Source organism: Amycolatopsis iheyensis (genome assembly GCF_024703995.1).
GTDB classification, from domain to species: domain Bacteria; phylum Actinomycetota; class Actinomycetes; order Mycobacteriales; family Pseudonocardiaceae; genus Amycolatopsis; species Amycolatopsis iheyensis.
On sequence record NZ_JAMXQV010000028.1, the window covers coordinates 72,328 to 91,743 of the forward strand.

At 72.5% G+C, this 19,416-nt stretch carries 23 protein-coding genes; 8 read left to right on the plus strand and 15 right to left on the minus strand.

Going from position 1 to position 19,416, the window contains the following annotated elements; translation table 11 throughout:
- Positions 1-14: 14 nt before the first annotated feature.
- Genes M8542_RS39155 through M8542_RS39170 form a run of 4 tightly spaced genes read right to left on the minus strand, consistent with a single transcriptional unit; the run spans position 15 to position 2,848 of the window.
- Positions 15-890: a phosphotransferase family protein gene (locus tag M8542_RS39155; protein ID WP_257925418.1), complete on the minus strand. Its 876-nt coding sequence runs from the start codon at positions 888-890 to the stop codon at positions 15-17.
- A 31-nt stretch (positions 891-921) separates the two neighbouring features.
- Positions 922-1,119 (minus strand): ferredoxin, encoded by a 198-nt coding sequence (locus M8542_RS39160; protein ID WP_257925496.1) that lies wholly within the window; start codon positions 1,117-1,119, stop codon positions 922-924.
- The gene (locus M8542_RS39165) at positions 1,119-2,333 is read right to left on the minus strand and encodes a cytochrome P450 (RefSeq protein WP_257925419.1); all 1,215 of its coding nucleotides are present in this window, start codon (positions 2,331-2,333) and stop codon (positions 1,119-1,121) included. Before M8542_RS39165 ends, M8542_RS39160 begins: the two co-directional genes overlap by 1 nt.
- Positions 2,330-2,848, minus strand: coding sequence for a PadR family transcriptional regulator (locus M8542_RS39170; RefSeq protein ID WP_257925420.1), 519 nt, complete (start codon positions 2,846-2,848; stop codon positions 2,330-2,332). Before M8542_RS39170 ends, M8542_RS39165 begins: the two co-directional genes overlap by 4 nt.
- 103 nt (positions 2,849-2,951) lie before the next feature.
- Here M8542_RS39170 and M8542_RS39175 point away from each other — a divergent pair, with 103 nt between their 5' ends.
- Both M8542_RS39175 and M8542_RS39180 read left to right on the plus strand, forming a co-directional pair.
- Positions 2,952-4,142: a cytochrome P450 gene (locus M8542_RS39175; protein WP_257925421.1), complete on the plus strand. Its 1,191-nt coding sequence runs from the start codon at positions 2,952-2,954 to the stop codon at positions 4,140-4,142.
- Positions 4,143-4,144: 2 nt separating this feature from the next.
- Positions 4,145-4,363: a ferredoxin gene (locus M8542_RS39180; protein WP_257925422.1), complete on the plus strand. Its 219-nt coding sequence runs from the start codon at positions 4,145-4,147 to the stop codon at positions 4,361-4,363.
- On the opposite strand, the gene mtnA is transcribed toward M8542_RS39180, so the two are convergent.
- A complete protein-coding gene (mtnA, locus tag M8542_RS39185) occupies positions 4,360-5,325 on the minus strand; it encodes an S-methyl-5-thioribose-1-phosphate isomerase (protein ID WP_257925423.1) in 966 nt (321 codons plus the stop codon). The genes M8542_RS39180 and mtnA overlap by 4 nt on opposite strands.
- 46 nt (positions 5,326-5,371) lie before the next feature.
- Here mtnA and M8542_RS39190 point away from each other — a divergent pair, with 46 nt between their 5' ends.
- Entirely contained in the window at positions 5,372-5,770 is a 399-nt protein-coding gene (locus tag M8542_RS39190) for a RidA family protein (protein WP_257925424.1), read from the plus strand.
- Here M8542_RS39190 and M8542_RS39195 read toward each other — a convergent pair whose 3' ends face one another.
- The gene (locus M8542_RS39195; RefSeq protein WP_257925425.1) at positions 5,771-6,565 is read right to left on the minus strand and encodes a PIG-L family deacetylase; all 795 of its coding nucleotides are present in this window, start codon (positions 6,563-6,565) and stop codon (positions 5,771-5,773) included.
- Between the two features lie 39 nt (positions 6,566-6,604).
- Between M8542_RS39195 and M8542_RS39200 the strand changes: the two genes are divergently transcribed.
- The gene (locus M8542_RS39200) at positions 6,605-7,063 is read left to right on the plus strand and encodes a DinB family protein (protein ID WP_257925426.1); all 459 of its coding nucleotides are present in this window, start codon (positions 6,605-6,607) and stop codon (positions 7,061-7,063) included.
- 170 nt (positions 7,064-7,233) lie between these two features.
- Here the strand turns inward: M8542_RS39200 and M8542_RS39205 are convergent, their stop codons facing one another.
- Entirely contained in the window at positions 7,234-8,034 is an 801-nt protein-coding gene (locus tag M8542_RS39205) for an Fpg/Nei family DNA glycosylase (RefSeq protein ID WP_257925427.1), read from the minus strand.
- Between the two features lie 234 nt (positions 8,035-8,268).
- The gene (locus tag M8542_RS39210) at positions 8,269-9,423 is read right to left on the minus strand and encodes an MFS transporter (RefSeq protein ID WP_257925428.1); all 1,155 of its coding nucleotides are present in this window, start codon (positions 9,421-9,423) and stop codon (positions 8,269-8,271) included.
- Positions 9,424-9,470: 47 nt separating this feature from the next.
- Here M8542_RS39210 and pdxR point away from each other — a divergent pair, with 47 nt between their 5' ends.
- Entirely contained in the window at positions 9,471-10,880 is a 1,410-nt protein-coding gene (pdxR, locus tag M8542_RS39215; RefSeq protein WP_257925429.1) for a MocR-like pyridoxine biosynthesis transcription factor PdxR, read from the plus strand.
- Here the strand turns inward: pdxR and M8542_RS39220 are convergent.
- Genes M8542_RS39220 through M8542_RS39230 form a run of 3 tightly spaced genes read right to left on the minus strand, consistent with a single transcriptional unit; the run spans position 10,866 to position 12,394 of the window.
- Positions 10,866-11,495 carry a VOC family protein gene (locus M8542_RS39220; RefSeq protein WP_257925430.1) on the minus strand — a complete coding sequence of 210 codons (630 nt, stop codon included), beginning with the start codon at positions 11,493-11,495 and terminating at the stop codon, positions 10,866-10,868. The genes pdxR and M8542_RS39220 overlap by 15 nt on opposite strands.
- A 57-nt stretch (positions 11,496-11,552) precedes the next feature.
- Positions 11,553-11,936, minus strand: coding sequence for a hypothetical protein (locus M8542_RS39225; RefSeq protein WP_257925431.1), 384 nt, complete (start codon positions 11,934-11,936; stop codon positions 11,553-11,555).
- Positions 11,933-12,394, minus strand: coding sequence for a DUF8821 family protein (locus M8542_RS39230; protein ID WP_257925432.1), 462 nt, complete (start codon positions 12,392-12,394; stop codon positions 11,933-11,935). The genes M8542_RS39225 and M8542_RS39230 overlap by 4 nt, the downstream gene beginning before the upstream one ends.
- 67 nt (positions 12,395-12,461) lie before the next feature.
- Between M8542_RS39230 and M8542_RS39235 the strand changes: the two genes are divergently transcribed.
- Positions 12,462-13,217, plus strand: a complete 756-nt coding sequence (locus M8542_RS39235) for an MBL fold metallo-hydrolase (RefSeq protein ID WP_257925433.1) — start codon at positions 12,462-12,464, stop codon at positions 13,215-13,217.
- 97 nt (positions 13,218-13,314) lie between these two features.
- Here the strand turns inward: M8542_RS39235 and M8542_RS39240 are convergent, their stop codons facing one another.
- Together M8542_RS39240 and M8542_RS39245 are read right to left on the minus strand one after the other, a co-directional pair.
- Positions 13,315-13,995 carry a dienelactone hydrolase family protein gene (locus M8542_RS39240; RefSeq protein ID WP_257925434.1) on the minus strand — a complete coding sequence of 227 codons (681 nt, stop codon included), beginning with the start codon at positions 13,993-13,995 and terminating at the stop codon, positions 13,315-13,317.
- Positions 13,992-14,840 (minus strand): arginase family protein, encoded by an 849-nt coding sequence (locus M8542_RS39245; RefSeq protein ID WP_257925435.1) that lies wholly within the window; start codon positions 14,838-14,840, stop codon positions 13,992-13,994. The genes M8542_RS39240 and M8542_RS39245 overlap by 4 nt, the downstream gene beginning before the upstream one ends.
- A gap of 65 nt (positions 14,841-14,905) precedes the next feature.
- Between M8542_RS39245 and M8542_RS39250 the strand changes: the two genes are divergently transcribed.
- Positions 14,906-16,258, plus strand: coding sequence for a TrpB-like pyridoxal phosphate-dependent enzyme (locus M8542_RS39250; RefSeq protein ID WP_257925436.1), 1,353 nt, complete (start codon positions 14,906-14,908; stop codon positions 16,256-16,258).
- Between the two features lie 174 nt (positions 16,259-16,432).
- Here M8542_RS39250 and M8542_RS39255 read toward each other — a convergent pair whose 3' ends face one another.
- Positions 16,433-17,707 carry a diguanylate cyclase gene (locus M8542_RS39255; RefSeq protein ID WP_257925437.1) on the minus strand — a complete coding sequence of 425 codons (1,275 nt, stop codon included), beginning with the start codon at positions 17,705-17,707 and terminating at the stop codon, positions 16,433-16,435.
- Between the two features lie 208 nt (positions 17,708-17,915).
- Between M8542_RS39255 and M8542_RS39260 the strand changes: the two genes are divergently transcribed.
- On the plus strand, positions 17,916-18,173 hold the full coding sequence (locus M8542_RS39260) for a hypothetical protein (RefSeq protein WP_257925438.1): 258 nt from the start codon (positions 17,916-17,918) through the stop codon (positions 18,171-18,173).
- A gap of 30 nt (positions 18,174-18,203) precedes the next feature.
- Here the strand turns inward: M8542_RS39260 and M8542_RS39265 are convergent, their stop codons facing one another.
- A complete protein-coding gene (locus tag M8542_RS39265; protein ID WP_257925439.1) occupies positions 18,204-19,403 on the minus strand; it encodes an MFS transporter in 1,200 nt (399 codons plus the stop codon).
- Positions 19,404-19,416: the final 13 nt, after the last annotated feature.

Consider the following 19,416-nt stretch of genomic DNA (forward strand, 5'->3'; position numbering starts at 1 on the left):
GCCGGTGGGGTGCTTCAGCGAGCGCCCCACCAGGCCTCGGCCAGCGCGTCGAGCGTCGGCTCCGGGGGTGCCGGCATGATTTCGAAGTACCACGGGAAGTTGCTGTAAACGTGCAGCAATGCGTACGCCAGGCACCGGCGGGGGTCGACGGAGTGCCCGTAGCCGTCGAGGAAGCGGCGCAGCAGGTCGCCGTCGCCGCTGGTGACGAAGAGGCCGACCGCCACGAAGTCGTACTCCGCCGCGCCGAGCATCGCCGGTTCCCAGTCGAAGAGGCCGGTGATGTGGCCGTTCTCGAGCATCACGTGGGCACGCATGAACTCGGTGTGCAGCGGCACGACCGGCGGCCGTCCGAGGTCGACGGCGTCGAGGAATCCCGGGATCTGCGCCACCCACGCTTCGTCGAGCCCGGTCAGCAGGTGGTGTTCGACGACCTGCTCGCGTTGCGACGTGACGAATTCTGCCCAGTCCGCGGGTGCCAGGACGGCCAGCCGCGGGTCGTCGACGGCGTGCAGGGAAGCCAGCAGCTCGCCCAGCTCCGGTATCAGCCGTCGCTTGTCCTCAAGGGACAGTGACGGCCACAGCTCCTTCAGCGTCCGGCCCGGCAGCCGCGACATCAGCAGGTAACCCCAGCCGTCGCGCTCGCCCGTGTCTTCGAGGCGCGGCACCGGCAGCGTGCCGGACAGCACCTCGAGTGCGGTGCGTTCGGTGGCGAGCTCTTCGCGGCACTGCGGCGGGTACAGCTTGAGGACGAGGTCCTCGCCCACCGCGTACACCGGCAGTGAGCCGTCGGTGAACGGCACGACGTCTTCGCGGCCGAGCAGCGCGCTCACCGCGGGAAGCAGATCCCCGCGGGTGAGCGCGCCGGTGGTCGTGGGCGGAAAGATCCCCATGATCACCACGGTAGGCCCGCTGTCGAGCGGGTTACGCCCCGGCGAGCCGGATCGCGGCCGCCGGGCAGGTCAGCTCCGCCTGCCGGACCGCGTCCGCCTCGGCCGCCGGTGGTTCCTCCGCGAGGAGGACGACCGTGCCGTCGTCCTCGTTCTGGTCGAACGTCCCGGGCGCGAGCAGCACGCACTGCCCGGACGCCACGCAGCTGCCGGCGTCGACGCTGACCCGCATCACCAGGTCACCGGGACCGAGTCGACGCCGCCGGCCACGCGGTTGACGCGGACCGGGATCTCGTCGATCCCGACCGCCAGCCGCAGGCCGGGGAAGCGGGTGAACAGCTTCGGGAACACCGTCCGCAGCTCGGTGCGGGCGAGGTTGGCGCCGATGCAGACGTGCGCGCCGGTGCCGAAGGCCAGGTGGACGTTCGGCGTGCGGTCCGGGTCGAACTCGTCGGGGTCGGCGAACACCGCGGCGTCGCGGTTGGCCGCGTCGCTGGAGATGAGCACCGCGTCGCCGCGCATGATGCGCGTCCCGCCGATCTCGACGTCTTCGTGGGCGTAGCGCAGCAGGCCGGTGCCGCTGGTGGCGGTCAGCCGCAGGATCTCCTCGACCGTCGCCGCCACCTGGCCCTCGGGGTCAGCGGCGAAGCGGTCGCGCCGGGCGGTGTCGGTGAGCAGGAACAGCGTGCCCATGGCGATCCGCGTGGACGTCGTCTCGTGGCCGGCGAACAGCAGGCCGGCGCCCATCCGGGCGAGGTCGTCGTCGGTGAACGTCGGGTCGTCGGCCTGGACCGCGACCATGTCGGAGATGACGTCGGGCTGCGGGTCCTTCCGCTTGGCCTCGGCGAGCTCCGTCATGTACGCCTTGAACTCCGTCATGGCGGCCTGCGCGTCCGCGCCGCCGTCCATCATCGCGATCCGCTCGGAGAGGCCGCGGAACCGCTCGCGGTCGGCGTAGGGCACGCCGAGCAGCTCGCAGATCACCAGCACCGGCAACGGGAACGCGAGGAAGTCGGTCAGGTCGACCGGCTCGCCGGGGTTCGCGTCGTGGGCGGCCTGCAGGTCGTCGAGGCAGCGGTCGGTCAGCTCGGCGATGTGGTCGCCCAGCGCGCGCATGCGGGGCGCGCTGAACGCGGGCGCGAGCATGCGGCGCATCCGCTTGTGCTCGCGCTCCTCGCTGTCGAAGTCGCCGCTCGGGCCGTCCTGCACCGCGGCGTAGGAGATCCGCGACGCCTGTTCGGGCGCGGGGTGCGACCGGCCGAACCGCCTGTCGCGGAAGACTTCCTTGGCTTCCTCGTAGGAGGTCACCAGCCACGCCGGGTCGCCGGCCGGGGTGAGCACCCGGCTCAGCGGCGAGCACTGCCGGAGCGTTTCGTAGTCGGGCGCGATGGCGAGCGCGTTCGCGCGGGCGAAGGGGAGACGCGGTGTCTCTTCGGTGGTGGTCATGCGTCGCTCCTCGGTTCGGGTCCGTGGGTGTTCAGTGCGGCCAGCCACTGGCGTTCGGCGCCGAAACTGCGGCAGACGTGCTGCATCACCGCCCGGCTCCACGGGTCGGCCTGCTCGGCGACGAGCCGGGTCAGCCGGTCGTGTTCGGCCGCGAGGGCCCGGTCGCGGACGTCGAGCACGCGGGCCCGTTCGTCCTCGCGCAGCCACGCGAAGTTGCCGACTCTGGACAGGAACTCCGGCTCGTTGAGCGCCAGGTCGTCGGGGAAGTCCGCGAGCAGGTCGTGCAGCAGCTCGCGGCCGACGTCGGTGATCGTGTAGACGTGCCGCGGCGGTTTGGCCTCCTGTTCCTCCGCGCTGCGGCTCACCGCGCCCGCGTCGACGAAGCGCCGAAGCGTCGGGTACAGCGAGTTGTTCGACAGGGTGCGGCCCGTCGACGCCTCCACGGCCTTGCGGAGCTCATAGCCGTGCAGCGGCTCGCGGGCGAGCCTCGACAGCAAGAGGATTTCGATCCACACCTAGGTCACCGTAACCTAGGTTCCGGTGACTCGGCAATGGCGTACGGTGACATCCGGACGGAAACTTTCCGTTATGACAGTCCCGACGCACGGGGGTTCTCACATGACTGCCACCCACACCGAGCCGCTCTCATACCCCTTCAACGAAGAGGCGGGCCTCGACCTCAACGAGGCCTACGCGGCCGCGCGCGAGGCCGAGGGCATGGTCCGGGTGAAGATGACCTACGGCGAGCCGGCCTGGCTGGCGACGCGGTACGCCGACGCCCGGCTGGTGCTCGGCGACCGCCGGTTCTCGCGGGCGATGGAGAAGGAGAAGGACGCGCCGCGCCGCGCGCCGATGCAGCGGGACGGCGGCATCCTGCAGATGGACCCGCCGGACCACACGCGGCTGCGGACGCTGGTGGCCAAGGCGTTCACCATGCGGCGCGTCGAGCTGCTGCGCCCGCGGGTCGCCTCGCTGGCGACCGGGCTGATCGCGGAGATGAAGGCGGCCGGCCCGCCCGCGGACCTCGTCGACCTGTACGCACTGCCGATCCCGGTCGCGGTGATCTGCGAGCTGCTCGGCGTCCCGGTCGCGGACCGGCCGAAGTTCCGCGTCTGGAGCGACGCGGCGCTTTCCACCAGCGGCTTGACACCCGAGGAGTTCGAGCGCAACCGCGAAGAGCTGCGCGACTACATGCGCGGGCTGATCGCCGAACACCGCACGGCGCCCCAGGACGACCTGATGACGGCGTTGATCGAGGCCCGCGACACGCGCGACCGGCTGACCGAGCTTGAACTGGTCGACCTGTGCGTCGGCATCCTGGTCGCCGGGCACGAGACGACCGCGAGCCAGATCCCCAACTTCGTCTACGCGCTGCTGGACCAGCCCCGGCAGTGGGCGCGCCTGGTCGCCGACCCGGACCTGATCCCGGCCGCGGTCGAGGAGCTGCTGCGATTCGTGCCCCTGGGCGCGGGCGCCGGCTTCGCGCGGTACGCGACCGAAGACGTCGAGGTCGGCGGCGTGGTCGTGCGGGCGGGCGAGCCGGTGCTGGTGGCGGTGGGCGCGGCGAACCGCGACCGGCTGCAGTTCGACGACGCCGACCAGCTGCGCTTCGACCGCGAGGACAACCACCACCTCGGCTTCGGCCACGGCGTCCACCACTGCCTGGGCGCGCCGCTGGCCCGGCTGGAGCTGCAGGAGGCGCTGCGCGCGTTGGTCACCGAGCTGCCCGGGCTGCACCCGGCCGGCGATATCGTGTGGAAGACGCAGATGCTCGTCCGCGGACCGCGGTCGATGCCGATCGGATGGTGACCATGAGCTGGCACGTGGAAGTCGACGAACACACCTGCATCGGGTCGGGGATGTGCGCGGCCCTGATGCCGGAGGTGTTCGCGCTGGAGGGCGCGGTGGCCCACACCGTGGTATCGGACGTCGAAGACGGCGACGAGACGGTGCTGGACGCGGCGGACTCGTGCCCGGCGATGGCGATCACGGTGACCGACGGCGGTCGCGAGATCGGCCCGCGTCCCTAGGGTGCGAAGCGGCCGTGTTCGGTGACCACGGCGGTGATCAGGTCGTGGGGCGTCACGTCGAACGCGGGGTTGAAGACCCGCGCGTCCGGCGGCGTGAGCGGCACACCGGCGTGTTCGGTGAGTTCGCGGGCATCGCGTTCTTCGATGGCGATGCCCGCGCCGCTCGCCAGGGTCATGTCCACTGTGGACGAAGGCGCGACGACGACGAACGGCACCCCGTGGTGCTTCGCGGCGATGGCGAGGCCGTAGGTGCCGATCTTGTTGGCGACATCTCCGTTCGCGGCGATGCGATCGGCGCCGACGAGCACGCAGTCGACCATCCCGCGCGCCATCGCCGCGGCGGCGGCGCCATCGGGCTGCACCCGGTACGGGACGTTCGCCTGGGCGAGCTCCCAGGCGGTCAGCCGGGCGCCCTGCAGGAGCGGCCGGGTCTCGTCGACGAGGACTTCCTTGACGAGCCCCCGTTCGTGCAGGTGCCAGACGACGCCGAGGGCGCTGCCCCAGCCGACGGTGGCGAGCTGCCCGGCATTGCAGTGGCTGAGCAGCCGCAGCGGCCGGCCGGGGCACAGTTCCCGCACGATTCCGGCGGCGTGCCCGGACGCGGTCTTGTTGAGTTCTTCGTCTTCGGTGAGGAGAGCCAGGGCTTCGGCGAGGACGGCGTCGGGGCCTTGGTCGAGCTTCCGCAGCGCGCGTTCGACGCCCCACTCGAGGTTCACGGCGGTCGGCCGGGCGTGGGCGATCAGCTCGGCGTCCGCGCGGACGTCACCACCGAGCCGCGCGGCCAGGGCGACCCCGAGCGCGCCGGCGGCGCCGAGAGCGGGCGCGCCGCGGACGGCGAGCCGCTTGACGGCGTCGACGAGCTCGCCGACCGTGCGCAGCTCGAGCAGGCGGAAGTCGGCGGGGAGCGCGGTCTGGTCGATGATGACGATGGCGTCTTCGCCCCAGTCGATGGTCCTGCGCACGTGCCCTCCCGCGAAATCCGGTTGCCGCTCCTCGGATGATGCGACGGTGACCATTCAACGACACAACCCGCCCGGACTGCACACACCGCCGGGGTACCACCACGTGACGGTGGCCGAGGGCCGCCGCACCGTGTACCTGGCCGGCCAGTGCCCGCTCGCCGCGGACGGCTCGGTGGTCGCAGGCGACGTGCTCGCCCAGACCGACCAGGTCATCGCGAACACCGCGGCCGCGCTCGAGTTCGCGGGCGCCACGCCGGCCGACGTGGTGCGCACGGTGGTCTACGTCGCGACCGACGACCGCCCGACCCTCGCGGCGGTCTGGGACCGGCTCACGGGGTCGGCGATCGGCCCCGCGTTCACCTCGGCGAGCACGCTGCTCGGCGTCGCGCGGCTGGGGTTCCCGGGGCAGCTGGTGGAGCTGGACGCGACCGCCGCGCTGGCGTGATCAGAGGCCGGCCATCAGATCGGTCTCGGTGATCCCCGGCCCCTGCCCGGCCCGGATGTACCACTCGGTGCCGAAGGCGAACGCGAAAGCGTCGTCCGGCATGGCGAGCATGAACATGTCCTCGGTGATCTGGCTCGGGTGCGCCCGCATCGCCTCGCGCTTGACCGCGACGTACTTCGAGACGTCGACCGCCGCCGTGATCTCGGCCTCCGGCTTCCCGAACTCGACGTTTTCCGGCGGGGTCGGGGCGGCCTCCGGTGGCATCAGCCCTTGTTCCACCGCCGCTTCGAAGCCGCGTTGCATGAACTCCCGGTTGAACGTCGCCTGGAAGACCCGGGCGGTGCCGGCCAGCTCGGCGGCGCGGACGCCCACGCGGTGCACCTGGATGTGGTCCGGGTGGCCGTAGTCGCCGTTGTCGTCGTAGACCGTCAGGACGTCGGCCGACTCCTCGCGCAGGATCGCGGCCAGTTCTTCGGCGGCCTTCTCGACGTCGGCCCGCCAGAAGCACGCCGGGTCCTCGTTCGTCGGCTCGCCCATCATGCCCGAGTCGCGGTAGCCGAGGAACTCGACGCGTTCGACGCCGAGGATCGCGGCGGCGGCGTGCGACTCCTGCACGCGCCGCTCCCACAGCTGTTCGCCCTCGGCGAGAAAACCCTCGGGGACTTCGCCGACCTCGCCCTTGGTGGCGACGACGAGCACGACGCGGTGCCCATCCGCGACGGCCTTGGCCATGACCCCGGCGGTGCGCAGGCATTCGTCGTCCGGGTGGGCGTGGAAGGTGACCAGTGTTGCCATGTCCGCGACGCTACCGGGTGGGTACGACAAAATCCGCTCGTGACCGGAGAGAAGAGCACGCTGCAGTTGTTCCTGCGAGCGCAGCGCGAGAGCGTCCTGGCCATCCTCGACGGCCTCGGCGAGGAGGCGCTGACGACGGCGGTCCTGCCGTCGGGCTGGACCCCGCTGGGCCTGGTGGAGCACCTCGGGGACGCGGAGCGGCACTGGTTCCAGGAGATCGTCACGGGGGAGGTTGTCCGTCCGGCCGGCCTCGAGCCGCGGACTCCGGAGGTCGTCTTCGCGTACTACGCCGAGCAGTGCCGCCGGTCGGACGAGATCTTCGCGGTGACGGAGTTGTCCGCGCGGCCGCGGGAACGGCACCCGGGTGTGCTGGGGGAGGAGATCACCGATGTGCGTGGGGTGGTGCTGCACATGATCGAGGAGACGGCCCGGCACGCGGGGCATCTGGACGTGGTCCGGGAGCTGCTCGACGGCCGCACCGGCCTCGGTCCGCGCTGAGGCTGGTCTTTCGGGCCTCGGCTCGAGCGCCCCAATGTGGCCTTCGGTGCGTGGGATGCACCGAAGGCCGCCTTGGGTGCGTGGGATGCACCGAAGGCCGCCTTGGGTGCGTGGGATGCACCGAAGGCCGCCTTGGGTGCGCGAGACGCACCGAAGGTGGCCTTGGGGCGCTAGCCGGCCTGCTCTTTCGCGCACCACCACGTCGAGCGTCCGCCGACCGTGCCGTGGACCATCTCCGCGCCGCAGCGCGGGCAGTGGTCGCCTTCCCGGCGGTGGCCGATGATCTCGCCCGTGTGCACGCCGCCGTGGCGGATCGCCGCGCGCAACGCCTTGCGCAGTGCCTTGTGGAGGTTCGCCAGGTCGTCCGGGCCGAGCTCGTCGACCGGCCGGGCCGGGCCGATCGCCGCCTGCCAGAGGGTTTCGTCGGCCAGCAGGTTGCCGATCCCGGCCAGCACCGACTGGTCCAGCAGCCGCGCCTTCACCGGCGCCCGCCCCCGGCCGACGCGTTCGAGGAAGTCCCGGCGCGACACCTCCCCGGCGTCCGGGCCGAGCGCGTCGAGATCGGGGTCGAGCCGCACCCGGCTGAGGCGGCGGGTGTCGAACAACCGCAGCTGTTCGCCGTCGGCGAAGGTGAGCCCGAAGCGGAACCACTCCGGCTTCTCCGCGCGGCCGCGGAACCGGGCCGGCCCGGGCGGGCCGCTCTCGCCCGCGAACCGCAGTTGGCCGGCCATCCCGAGGTGCAGGCCGAGGTTCGGGCCGGGCCGGCCGTCGGCGCCTTCGGTTTCGCACCACAGCGTCTTGCCCCGCCGGTGCGCCTCGGTCAGCCGCCCACCCTGCAACGCGGCGGCGAGATCCCCGGGCGCATGCGGCCGGCAGACCCAGTCGTCGTGGTCGTCGACGTCGCGGATCTTCCGGCCGAGCGCCCCCACGAGGACCTGACGGGCGAGTTCGACTTCGGGCAGCTCCGGCACGCAACCCAGTCTGCCGACTCCGGCGCACCGGCGCCGGTGCGCCGGTCAGGCGGATCGGGGCAGCGGCGGGAGGGCAATGGGGGCGGTGTGGCGGGTCGAGCCGTCGACTCCGCCCCGCGCGCCGGTTCGGGCGAGGTCGGTCAAGCCGCTGACCAGCCGGCCCGGGGCGCGCTCGCGCCGGTCCGGGCGATGGCGCGGCATCGCCGACCAGCCCGCCGACTCCGCCCATCCCGTTCAGGGACGACAGTCCCGGCGCACCACCGCCAACGCCGGCAGCAGCACCACCGCCGCAACCGCGAAGGTCGCCGCATAGCCGACCGAGCCGATGAGCAGGCCCGCCCCGAGCGCACCAGCCGCCATGCCCAAGTCGTAAGCCGCGTTCCAGATCGCGCTCACTGCGCTTTCGCCCCCCGCCGGGACTCGGGCGTACATCAGGACCAGCGTCGCGTTCTGCAGTGCGCCGAACCCCGCGCCCAGCACCACCGCGCCGCCCAGCACCGCCGCCGGCGTCGCCGTGTACGCGATCGCCGCCATCCCGATGGCCGACAGCACCACGCCCGGCACCAGCAGCCGGCCGGGGCCGTGGCGGTCGCCCACCCGGCCGGCGAACCAGCGAGCCACCGTCGCCGCTGCCTGCTGGGCGAGCAACGCGCCCGCCGCGATCCACGCCGGCTGGTCCGACGTCGCGAGCGGCAGGAACGTCACCACCACGCCGACCGCCGCGGCCGCCACCGCGAAGACCGTCGCGGGCCGGGTCAGCACGGCGTTGCGCAGGCCGGCCACGACGCCGTGGCCGCCGTCCTCCCGCCGGGTCGCCGCGTGGCGCGGCAGGCCGGGCACCGACAGCAGCGCCAGGAGCGTGGCCACCGTCGTCGCGACGAACACCGGCGTGAACCCCCAGTGCGCCGCCGCCCACACGCCGGCCGGCAACGCGAGCAGGCTCGGGATCCCGCCGACGATCCCGACGAGCGCCAAGCCCTCGCCCCGCCGGTCCGCGGGGATCAGCAAGGCGGTGACGGCCCCGCCGGCCACGATCGCGATGGCGAACCCGATCCCGCGCACCACGCTGACCGCGACGATCACGCGGACGTCCGAGCTGAAGGCCAGCACCGCGGTCGGCGCGCCGAGCAGGACCAGCCCGACGGCCAGCGCCCACCGGTACCCGACCCGGGCGATCAGCCTCGGCGTCACCAGCTCGGCGGCCACGGTGGCCAGCAGGAGCGCGACCGTCGCGAGCCCCGCGCCGCTGTCGGAGCCGGTCTGCTTCGCGAACAGCGGCACCACCGACAGCGGGAGGTAGAAGCCGATCGACGAGCCGACGATCGACACGAAACGCAGGAGCAGGGCGCGGGAGACGAGTCGCGGCTTCAGCTGCAGGTCAGTGGTCATGCCAAGAACGCTAGAAGCGAACCGGGTCACCGGTAAGGTCCAGTTCCATGGCTGTGGAGTGGGCCGGTTCGGGACCGGAGCTGCTGTTCACGATCGACCGCGACAGCGGCGCCGGCCTTCGCGCCCAGCTGGAAGACCAGCTGCGGGACGCCATCCGCGGCGGCCGCCTGGCGGGCGGGGAGCGGCTGCCGTCCTCGCGCGAGCTCGCCCGCGGCCTCGGCCTTTCGCGCGGGCTCGTCCAGGACTGCTACGCCCAGCTGCAGGCCGAGGGCTACCTCAGCAGCCGCCCGGGCTCGGCGACGCGGGTGGCCGCGGTGGCCCACCCGGCGGCGCCACCGGAGACGGCGACGGCGAGCCGGCGGCGCCACGCCGTCGCCGACTTCCGCCACGGCGTCCCCGACCTGCGCCTCGCCCCGCGCGAGGACTGGGCGTGGGCCGTGCGGGAGGTCTGCCGCACCGCGCCGAACACCGCGTTCGACTACGGCGACCCGATCGGCGACCGGCGGCTGCGGGAGGTGCTCGCGGCGTACCTGCGCCGGGTGCGGGCGGTCGCGGCGAGCGCCGACCAGGTCGTCGTCTGCGCCGGCATGGCCCAGGCCCTCGGGCTCGTGCTGCGCGTCCTCGCCGCCGATGGCGTCGAAGCACTCGCTTTCGAGGACCCTGGTGCCGTCCGCTCGACGACGGAACAGGCCGAGGCAGCCGGCTTGGCGGCAGTGCCCGTGCCGGTCGACGAAGACGGCCTCGACGTCGCCGCGCTCGAACGCAGCGGGGCGCGCGCGGTGCTCGTGACGCCGGCCCACCAGTGGCCCACCGGTGTGGTGCTCGCCGGGCACCGCCGCCGCGAGCTGCTCGACTGGGCGCGCCGGCACGACGGCGTCGTCATCGAAGACGACTACGACGCCGAATTCCGCTACGACCGCGACCCGGTCGGCTCTCTGCAGGGCCTCGACCCCGGCCACGTCGTGTCCCTCGGCACGGTCAGCAAGTCGCTCGCACCGGCGTTGCGCCTGGGCTGGCTGGTCACGCCCCCGCGCCTGAGGGCCGCACTGGCGCGGGAAAAGCTGGTGACCGACCGCGGCAGCCCGGGTCTGGACCAGCTGGCGCTCGCGCTGCTCATCGAGTCCGGGCGCTACGACCGCCACCTGCGCCGTGCCCGCACCGAGTACGCGGCCCGGCGCGAGACGCTCGTGTCCGCGCTGGCCGCGCACGCGCCCGGGGTCCGCGTCACCGGGCTCGCCGCGGGCTTCCACGCGATCCTGCACCTGCCGCCGGGCGCCGACGAGGAGCGGGTGATCGCCGCGGCCGCCGAGCGGGGTGTCGGGCTCTACGGCCTCGGCGTCATGCACCGGACGCCGTCGCCGGAACCCCGGCTGGTGCTGGGGTTCGGCGACACCCCGCGCCCGGCGATCGTCGCGGGGGTCGCCGCCGTCGCCGATCTCTTTTCAGGCGTCGACTGAGTGGTTCGTCGTGACTTCCCAGGCGAACCCGTCCAGGTCGGTGAACGGCTCGGCGGCGTGGTTGACGGCGATCCGGTGCGAACCGGTGCCCTCGTGCGGGACGCCGGCCTGCTTGGCGAGCGCCTTGCGGCGGTAGAGCGCCAGCTTGATCGCGCTGGAGCCGCCTTCGAACTCGACGTACATGCGGCCGAAGCTCTTGGCGACGGTGAGCCCGTGCTCGACGTAGAACTTCTTGCCGGCGATGATGTCGTCGAGGCCGAGCAGCAGCACGACGGCGTCGAACTCGCGGGTGGCGGGGCCGGTGTTCTTCTTCGCCGAGGTGGCGATGGTCCAGATCGCGCCGTCGGGCGCCTGGACGGCGCCGCCGTAGCCCCACATGGACTTCGCGGCGGGCTTGAGCGAGGTGGCCCCGGCGGCGAGGGCGGTGCCGATGAGGGAGTCGACGTCGTTGGGCTGGGCGACGGTGAGGGAGAGGGTGTAGCCGCGGAAGCCCTCCGACGCGTCCTTCGCGACGCGGAACCGGAGCTGGGTGGTGAGGCCGAAGGCGTCGGCGTAGAAGCGCTCGGCGGCGGCGACGTCGGAAACTTCGAGGGTGATGGAGTCGATGTTCGTCATGCCGGTAACGCTAGGTCCGCGGCGGTGACCTGCGCTTCTCGATTCCTGATCGGTCTGTCAGAGCGCCCAGCGGCCCCGTTTCGGCCCGGTGAACCAGGCCGCGGCCCGCGCCGGGTCGCCGGCGGCGGCCTCGATGCCGTCGGGCCCGCGGAACTCGACCCCGGCGGTCTCCGCGCGCAGTCCGTCGTCCCAGTTGAGGTCCCCGGGACTCCAGCCGCCGCGCATGCCGCGGTCGTCGAAGTCCAGCCGGAGCACAGCGGTGATCCGGTCGTCTTCGACGAGGTCCAGGGACACCATCAGCCACGGCGTCCCGTCGTCGTCGGCGTGCAGCCAGTAGTCGAGGCCGGGCAGCAGCGCGTCCAGCGCGGCCATGAAGTCGCGCTCGCGGTCGGTGGGCGGGCGGTCGCTCGACCCGCCCCAGTCGATCCCTGCCGCGGTCAATGCTCGTTCTTGATGACGAAGTACGAGCCGCGGATCGTGCCGGCCAGCTTGGACTTCTGGCGGGCGAACTTGAACGCCCCCAGCTCCGCGGGCACGTCCATCCCGTCCGACAGCTTGAAGCCGACCGCTCGCTTGCCGCCGTCGTCGAGGGTGTACATCACGTTGATCGACAGGCCGTTTTCGTAGAACACGTAAGCCATCCGGATGTTCTCGACCTGGAACTCCGTCGCCTCCAAGGGGCGTGACTCGATGACGAGGTCGCGCTCGTCCTTGAGAATGCCACTCACCCAGCCGATCGTCTCGGCGGCGTCGGCCGCCGGCTCGACGGTGAAGACGTGGTCGTACTTGTTCTTGAAGTACCGGGCCTCGTTCGCCCGCAGGCCGGCGAGCGCGTCGGCGACCGGGGACGACTCCAGGCCGGCGGTCGACACGGTGGTGAAGTCCACGGCGTGGGGCATGACGGGCTCCTTCGGCTCGAACTCGGCGTACCGGCCATCGTAGAGCGTTCCAGGCTACTGTGGACGGATGCTGAAGCAGGTGGCGGACGGTGTCTGGGTCCGGCAGAGCGACTGGGTCCACAGCAACGCCGTCGTCGTGCGGGGGGACGACGGGCTCGTCCTGGTCGATCCCGGCATCTCCGGCGCCGATCTCGAGGAGCTCGCCGACGACGTCGAGCGGCTGGGCCTGCCCGTCGTCGCCGGGTTTGCCACGCACTTGCACTGGGACCACTTGCTCTGGCACTCCCGGTTCGGCGACGTGCCGCGCTACGCCACCACCGCCTGCGCGCAAGCCGCCGGTGCGGTGCGGGAACGCGCGCAGGCGATGGCCGCGGAAAGCGCGGCCGGCATCCCGCTCGACCTGATCGGGCTCGTCACCCCGCTGCCCGCCGACGGGGGACCGCTGCCGGGCGAGCTCGTCGAGCACGACGCGCACGCCGTCGGGCACGCCGCTGTTCTGCTCGCCGACCGCGGGGTGCTGCTGGCCGGCGACATGCTCTCCGACGTCCTGATCCCGATGCTCGACCCCCGCCGCCCCGGCCAGCCCGACGCCTACGCGGCCGCGCTCGACCGGCTGGGTGCGGCCACCGAGCACGTCGACGTCCTGGTTCCCGGCCACGGCTCGGTTGCCCGGGGACCCGAGGTGGCGGCCCGGCTCGCCGCCGATCGCGCGTACCTCGACGCGCTGCGCCGCGGGGCCGAACCGGCCGACGCGCGGCTCGAGCAGGACTGGCTTTCCGGTCCGCACCAAGCCAACTTGGCGGCGGTAGGCCGGTCAGGCTGACGGCGGCAGGGTCCGCCGCAGGAACGCCGTGGTCAGGTCCCGGGGCCGGGTCGCGGCTTCCGGCCCGCACCAGGCGAACCTGGCGGCGGTCGGTCGGTCAGGCTGACAGTGGCAGCGTCTGCCGCAGGAACGCCGTGGTCAGGTCCCAGGCCCGCGCCGCCGCCTCCGGGTGGTGGAACATCGGTGCGACGTGGTTGTGGAACGCGTGCCCCGCGTCCTCCTGGACGTGGATCTCCGCCCCCGGGTGCGCCGCCACGCCCGCCTCCACGAGCGCCACGTCCGAGCGCGGGATGTACGGGTCCTGCCCGCCGAAGTGGAACTGGATCGGGCAGGTGATCTTCGCCAGGTCCGCGATCTGCCCCGGCACCGTCGAGCCGTAGAACGACACCGCCGTGTCCGGGGCGCCCTCGGCCGCCGCCGAGAACGCCAGCGAACCGCCCAGGCAGAAGCCGAGCACCCCGACCCCGCCGGCGTTCGAGGGCTGCTCGCGCAGGTGGGCCACCGTGTCGAGGACGTCGGACAGGCCCAGCGCCGGGTCGAACTCCGCCGACACCGCCATCGAAGCCGCCACGCCCGCTTCGTCGTGGGTCGACGACCAGCCCGGCGCCGTGCGCCAGAACAGCTCCGGGACCGCGACGACGTAACCGCGCCCGGCCAGGTCCGCGGCGACCGATCGCAGGTAGTCGTCCAGGCCGAAGATCTCCTGGATCACCACCAGGCCCGGGCCGCGCCCCGACTGGGGCAGCCACACCGGCAGGTCCGTCAGCACGCTCGTCATCGCAGGGCCCTTTCCAGGACGTCGGCGACCAGGGCGGCTTGGCGGCCGTCCGGGTCGAGGTCGGGGTCGAACACCGTCAGCTCGAAGCCCGCCGCGCCCGGCCGGGACAGCAGCTCCCGCAGCACCGCGACCAAAGTGGACGGATCCAGCCCGCCGGTGTCCGGACTGTCCACTGCGGACACATACGCCGGGTCGAGGACGTCGATGTCCACGTGGACCCAGAAGCCGTCCAGGTCCGGCAGTGAGGGCACCGGCTCGGCGGCCAGCAGCTCCGCGGAGGTGACGGCAGTGATCCCCGCGGCGCGCAGCCGGTCGGCCGAACGCATGCCCAGCGCCAGCACGTCGCTGTCCCGGACGTACGGCCGCAGCCCGTCGATGTCGGCGAGGTCGTCGGCGCCGCGGCCGGTCATGATCGCCAGGTCCTCGCCCGCCGCCGCCTGGACGGGGTCGGCGCCGCCCGGGTGGCGGAAGTCGTCGTGGCCGTCCAGGTACGCGATGCCGAAGCGGCCTTCGCGGCGCAGCGCCAGCATCGGGCCCAGCGAGATCGAGCAGTCGCCGCCGAGCACCACCGGGAACCCACCCGACGAACGGACCGAAGCGATCCGTGTCGCCAGCGCGCGTGTGTGCGCCGCGATGGCCGCCGAGTTGCGGACGCCGTCGCCCGGCGACCAGGTGCCGACGTACCGGCCCGGCGTCACGACACCGCCGTCGGACGCGCCGAGGCGGTCGAGGATGCCGAGGTCGCGCAGCACGCCGGGCGTCTTGTAGCAGCCCGGGGCGGCGCCCTCGGCCGGCGGGCGGAGGCCCAGGTTGGACGGCGCGTCGATCAGGACGTAGTTCCCCACCCGGTCACCGTACTGGCTCCGCGGCCGGAGGCGTCCTAAGTTGAGGTGCCGACCTAGGAGGCTCGATGGCTGAGAAGACCAAGTACATCCTGGACGAAGACGAGCTGCCGACCCAGTGGTACAACGTCATCCCCGACCTGCCGGAGCCGCCGCCCCCGCCCCTGCACCCCGGCACCCGCGAGCCCGTCGGCCCGGACGACCTGGCCCCGCTCTTCCCACAGGCGCTCATCGCCCAAGAGGTGACGACTGATCGTTATGTCGACATCCCGGAGGAGGTGCGGGAGGTCTACCGGCTCTGGCGGCCGTCACCGCTGTTCCGGGCGCGGCGGCTGGAGAAGGCGCTCGGCACGCCGGCGCGGATCTACTACAAGTACGAAGGCGTCAGCCCGGTCGGCTCGCACAAGCCGAACACCGCGGTGCCGCAGGCGTTCTACAACGCGCAGGAGGGCGTCAGCCGGCTGACCACCGAGACCGGCGCGGGCCAGTGGGGGAGCGCGCTCGCGTTCGCCTGCGCCCAGTACGGGCTGGAGTGCGAGGTCTGGCAGGTGCGGGCGTCCTACGACCAGAAGCCCTACCGCAAGCTGATGATGGAGACGTTCGGCGCGACGGTCCACCCGAGCCCGTCCGAGCTGACGGAGTCCGGCCGGGCGATCCTCAAGGACCACCCGGATTCGACCGGCAGCCTCGGGATCGCGATCAGCGAAGCCGTCGAGCAGGCGGCGCAGGACCCGGACGCGCGGTACGCGCTGGGCAGCGTGCTCAACCACGTGCTGCTGCACCAGACGGTCATCGGTGAGGAAGCGCTCAAGCAGTTCGAGCTGGCCGGCGACACCCCGGACGTCCTGGTCGGCTGCACCGGCGGCGGCTCGAACTTCGGCGGGCTCGCGTTCCCGTTCCTGCGGGAGAAGCTGGCCGGCCGGATGAACCCGGTGATCCGCGCGGTCGAGCCGGCCGCGTGCCCGTCGCTGACGCGCGGGAAGTACGCCTACGACTTCGGTGACACCGCCGGGCTCACGCCGTTGCTGAAGATGCACACGCTGGGCCACGAGTTCATCCCGGACCCGATCCACGCGGGCGGCCTGCGCTACCACGGGATGTCGCCGCTGATCTCGCACATCTACGAGCTGGGCCTGATCGAGGCGATCGCGATCGGGCAGCAGGAGTGCTTCGCGGCGGGCGTCCGGTTCGCGCGGTCGGAGGGCATCATCCCGGCACCCGAGCCGACGCACGCGCTGGCCGCGTGCATCCAGGAAGCGTTGCGGTGCAAGGAGACGGGTGAGGAGAAGGTGATCCTCACGGCGCTGTGCGGCCACGCGCACCTGGACCTGCCGGCATACGGCGCGTACTTGGCGGGCGACATGGTGGACAACGAACTGTCCGCGGCCACCCTCGAAAACTCCCTCGCCACGCTTCCGTAACCGCTCGCCTCAAGCGCCCCAATGTGGCGTTGGGTGCGTTGGATGCACCGAACGCCACATTGGGTGCGTTGGATGCACCGAACGCCACATTGGGTGCGTTGGATGCACCGAACGCCACATTGGGTGCGCTAGACGCACCCAACGCCACATTGGGGCGCATGGGGGGCGGGGTGGTCAGAGGGTGTCGGGGATTTCGGGGCGGAGGAGCTCGTCGTGGGGGCGGGAAAGGACCACCCGGTCGCGGCCCGCCGCCTTGGCCGCGAACACCGCGTCGTCCGCGGCCTGTAGCAGGATCGTGTACTCCGTGGCCGTCTCCGGGTAGACCGCCGCGCCGATCGAGGCCGTCAGGCCGCCGATCACCTCCGCCTTGCCCGGGCGGATCACCGGCACCCGGACCTCGACGCGGGCGATCGCCGCGCGGATGCGGTCCGCGATCGACGCGATCTCCGCGCTCGTCGCGCCCGGGAGCAGGACCACGAACTCGTCGCCGCCGAAGCGGCCGACGTAGTCGCCGCCGCGGACCGAGCCCTGGATCGCCGCCGCGATCGCGCGCAGGACCTCGTCGCCCGCCAAGTGGCCGTTGCCGTCGTCGATGGCCTTGAAGTGGTCGATGTCGATCATCAGGATGCCCGCGGTCGAGGACAGCTCCGCCGCGCGCGCCAGCTCGTTGCGCGCCAGCTGGACCCAGAACTCCGGCGCCAGCAACGCCGTCTTCGAGTCCGTGCGCGCCGCGGCCTGGAACTGCGGCAGCAGCAACCCGATGTGCAGCGCCACCGGCGTCACCATGAGCACCGGCAGCAGCCACGGCCGGACCGTCATCACCAGCGCGATCCCGCACCCGACGCCGACCGCGGCCAGCACGATCAGCACGTCGGACGGGTTGCCGAACGCCTGCCGCGCCGGCTTGCCCGGGTTCGACATCACGATCGCGAGGATCACCAGCACGTAGTTGAGTCCGAAGTAGACGAGCCCGGACAGCAGCAGCGCGGTCATCCCGCCGAAGCCGTCGAGGTAGGGCACGTACGGCGCGACGTGCCCGGTGCCCGCCCACAGCACCGCGCCCGCCGCCGTGCAGGCGAGGACGACCGTGGCCCCGGAGAACACTTTCCGGTGAACCACACCGCGTCGCTTGTAGACGCGCACCCACGAGTGCGCGTAGCTGACCGCGATCACCAAGGTGGCCAACGGCGGTGGTAGCAGCAGGAGCCCCGCGAAGATCCAGATCGACTGCAGGTGCATGTGCGGCCGGCCGTCGGCGGCCAGCTCGCGGATGCGCTCGATGCGTTGTGCCGCTTCGAGGTGCACGATCTCGCCGGCCAGGATGAGGCCGCACCAGAGCAGCGACTGGGTCGTGAGGGGCACGAGCGCGGCCGTTGCGAGGACCGCGGTCAGCGCCAGCACGTCGACGATGAGGACATAGCCGAACACCGGAGTGGCCAGCTTCCACATCGCCCACGTACGGATACCCGATCGTGGACGTTCTGAGCTGGGCTTTCGCCCAGAGGACCCGGACAATCCCACGAAACGCCCCTCTTCTCAGGACGGAACTCTTCGCGGAAATCGTCACTGTAATCGAATGAACGCGGTGTGTCACTAGGCCGGTCAGGCTACCGTCCGGTCACGCACCGTGCAAGATCCCTCACGAACAGGAGAAATCATGTCGCACTTCCTGCCCAACGCGAACATCGTCCCGTCCCGCCGGCGCGCGCAGCGGCCGACCGACTGGACCCGGCAGCTCCCCACCGACTGGACCCGCGCGATCCCGACCGACTGGACCCCGCGGCAGCTGCCGACCGACTGGACCGCCCGCGAACTGCCCACCGACTGGACCGTGCGCGAGCTGCCGACCGATTGGACCCGGCCCGGCGTCTCGTCACCGCTGCCGCAGTGCCCGACCGATTGGACGCGGCCCTGACCAGTGCCCGGTGACCGGCTTTCCCGCCGGTCACCGGGATTCCGGCTGCGCGCGCCGCCACCACCCCGCCGCGCCGAACGCCGCGACGACGCCGATCGCCCCGGCCGCCGCGACGACGCCGTGCGGGGCCGCGTGCTCGGCCGCGACCCCGGCCAGCACCACGCCGAGGCCCTGCGACACCCGCAACGCCGTCAACGCGAAGCCGAACGCCTGCGCGCGCTGGGTTTCCGGCGTCAGCTGCACGAAAGTCGTGTTGGCGATGAGGTTGTACGAACTGGCCACCCCGGACAGCGTCAGCAAGGCCAGCGTCGCTTCGAGGTCCGGCCGCAGCGCGCACCCCAGCAGCGCCGCGCACGCCAGCACGGCCAGCGGCCCGAGCAGGCGGGCCCGCCGGGGAGGCGGGATCCGGGACAGTGCCGCCATCCCGAGCACGTTCCCCAGCGCGTACGCCCCGAGCAGCAGCCCGACCACCACCGCGCCGCCGCCCAGCTCCGCCGCGTACGGCGCGGCGATCGCCTCACCCGCGATGTAGGTCCCCGACACGCACCCGAGCGCGACCAGCGCGAGCCGGCGCCGGTCGCCGACGACCACCGTCCAGCCCGCGCGCACGTGCCGCCACCACCGCACTCCCGAAGACTCCCGTGGCGGCCGGGACCGCACGCCGGTGACCAGGAACAGTGCCGACACCGCGAAACTCACCGCGTCCGCGAGCAACGCGCCGCCGGCGCCGACGGCCGCCACCAGCAGCCCGCCGAGCGCGAACCCGGCGACCTGGCCCGCCTGCACGAGCATCATCAGCAGGCCCATCCCGGGCACGAACGTCTCCCCGGGCAACACTTGCGGCAGCAGCGCGGCCCGCGCGGAGTTCCACACCGGGTTGAACAGCTGGACGCCGACCAGCAGCGCCGCCACCGCCGGCAACGGCAAGCCGGGCACGGCCATCACGGCGACCGCCACCGCACGCACGACGTCGCACACGACCATCACCGCGCGCGGTGGGTGCCGGTCGGCCAGCCCGGACAGCAGCGGGCCGCCGAAGAGGTCCGGCAGGAACGTCAGCGCGTACGTCAGCGCGGCCCAGCCCGGCGAGTTCGTGCGGTCGTAGACCAGGATCGACAACGCGACCCGCGCCAGCTGGTCACCGGTGACCGAGACGAGCTGCGCCGAGAACAGCGCTCGGAACTCGGTCACCGCGAGGACCGCTCGGAAGCCTGCGGCACGCACCGTCATGAACACCCACGGT

What these genes read in the sequence shown, in the direction of transcription:
- M8542_RS39155 (WP_257925418.1), bottom strand. Translation starts at nt 890, where the DNA reads ATGGGGATCTTTCCGCCCACGACCACCGGCGCGCTCACCCGCGGGGAT.
- M8542_RS39160 (WP_257925496.1), bottom strand. Translation starts at nt 1,119, where the DNA reads ATGCGGGTCAGCGTCGACGCCGGCAGCTGCGTGGCGTCCGGGCAGTGC.
- M8542_RS39165 (WP_257925419.1), bottom strand. Translation starts at nt 2,333, where the DNA reads ATGACCACCACCGAAGAGACACCGCGTCTCCCCTTCGCCCGCGCGAAC.
- M8542_RS39175 (WP_257925421.1), top strand. Translation starts at nt 2,952, where the DNA reads ATGACTGCCACCCACACCGAGCCGCTCTCATACCCCTTCAACGAAGAG.
- M8542_RS39180 (WP_257925422.1), top strand. Translation starts at nt 4,145, where the DNA reads ATGAGCTGGCACGTGGAAGTCGACGAACACACCTGCATCGGGTCGGGG.
- M8542_RS39195 (WP_257925425.1), bottom strand. Translation starts at nt 6,565, where the DNA reads ATGGCAACACTGGTCACCTTCCACGCCCACCCGGACGACGAATGCCTG.
- M8542_RS39210 (WP_257925428.1), bottom strand. Translation starts at nt 9,423, where the DNA reads ATGACCACTGACCTGCAGCTGAAGCCGCGACTCGTCTCCCGCGCCCTG.
- pdxR (WP_257925429.1), top strand. Translation starts at nt 9,471, where the DNA reads ATGGCTGTGGAGTGGGCCGGTTCGGGACCGGAGCTGCTGTTCACGATC.
- M8542_RS39220 (WP_257925430.1), bottom strand. Translation starts at nt 11,495, where the DNA reads ATGACGAACATCGACTCCATCACCCTCGAAGTTTCCGACGTCGCCGCC.
- M8542_RS39230 (WP_257925432.1), bottom strand. Translation starts at nt 12,394, where the DNA reads ATGCCCCACGCCGTGGACTTCACCACCGTGTCGACCGCCGGCCTGGAG.
- M8542_RS39235 (WP_257925433.1), top strand. Translation starts at nt 12,462, where the DNA reads ATGCTGAAGCAGGTGGCGGACGGTGTCTGGGTCCGGCAGAGCGACTGG.
- M8542_RS39240 (WP_257925434.1), bottom strand. Translation starts at nt 13,995, where the DNA reads ATGACGAGCGTGCTGACGGACCTGCCGGTGTGGCTGCCCCAGTCGGGG.
- M8542_RS39250 (WP_257925436.1), top strand. Translation starts at nt 14,906, where the DNA reads ATGGCTGAGAAGACCAAGTACATCCTGGACGAAGACGAGCTGCCGACC.
- M8542_RS39255 (WP_257925437.1), bottom strand. Translation starts at nt 17,707, where the DNA reads ATGTGGAAGCTGGCCACTCCGGTGTTCGGCTATGTCCTCATCGTCGAC.
- M8542_RS39260 (WP_257925438.1), top strand. Translation starts at nt 17,916, where the DNA reads ATGTCGCACTTCCTGCCCAACGCGAACATCGTCCCGTCCCGCCGGCGC.
- M8542_RS39265 (WP_257925439.1), bottom strand. Translation starts at nt 19,403, where the DNA reads ATGACGGTGCGTGCCGCAGGCTTCCGAGCGGTCCTCGCGGTGACCGAG.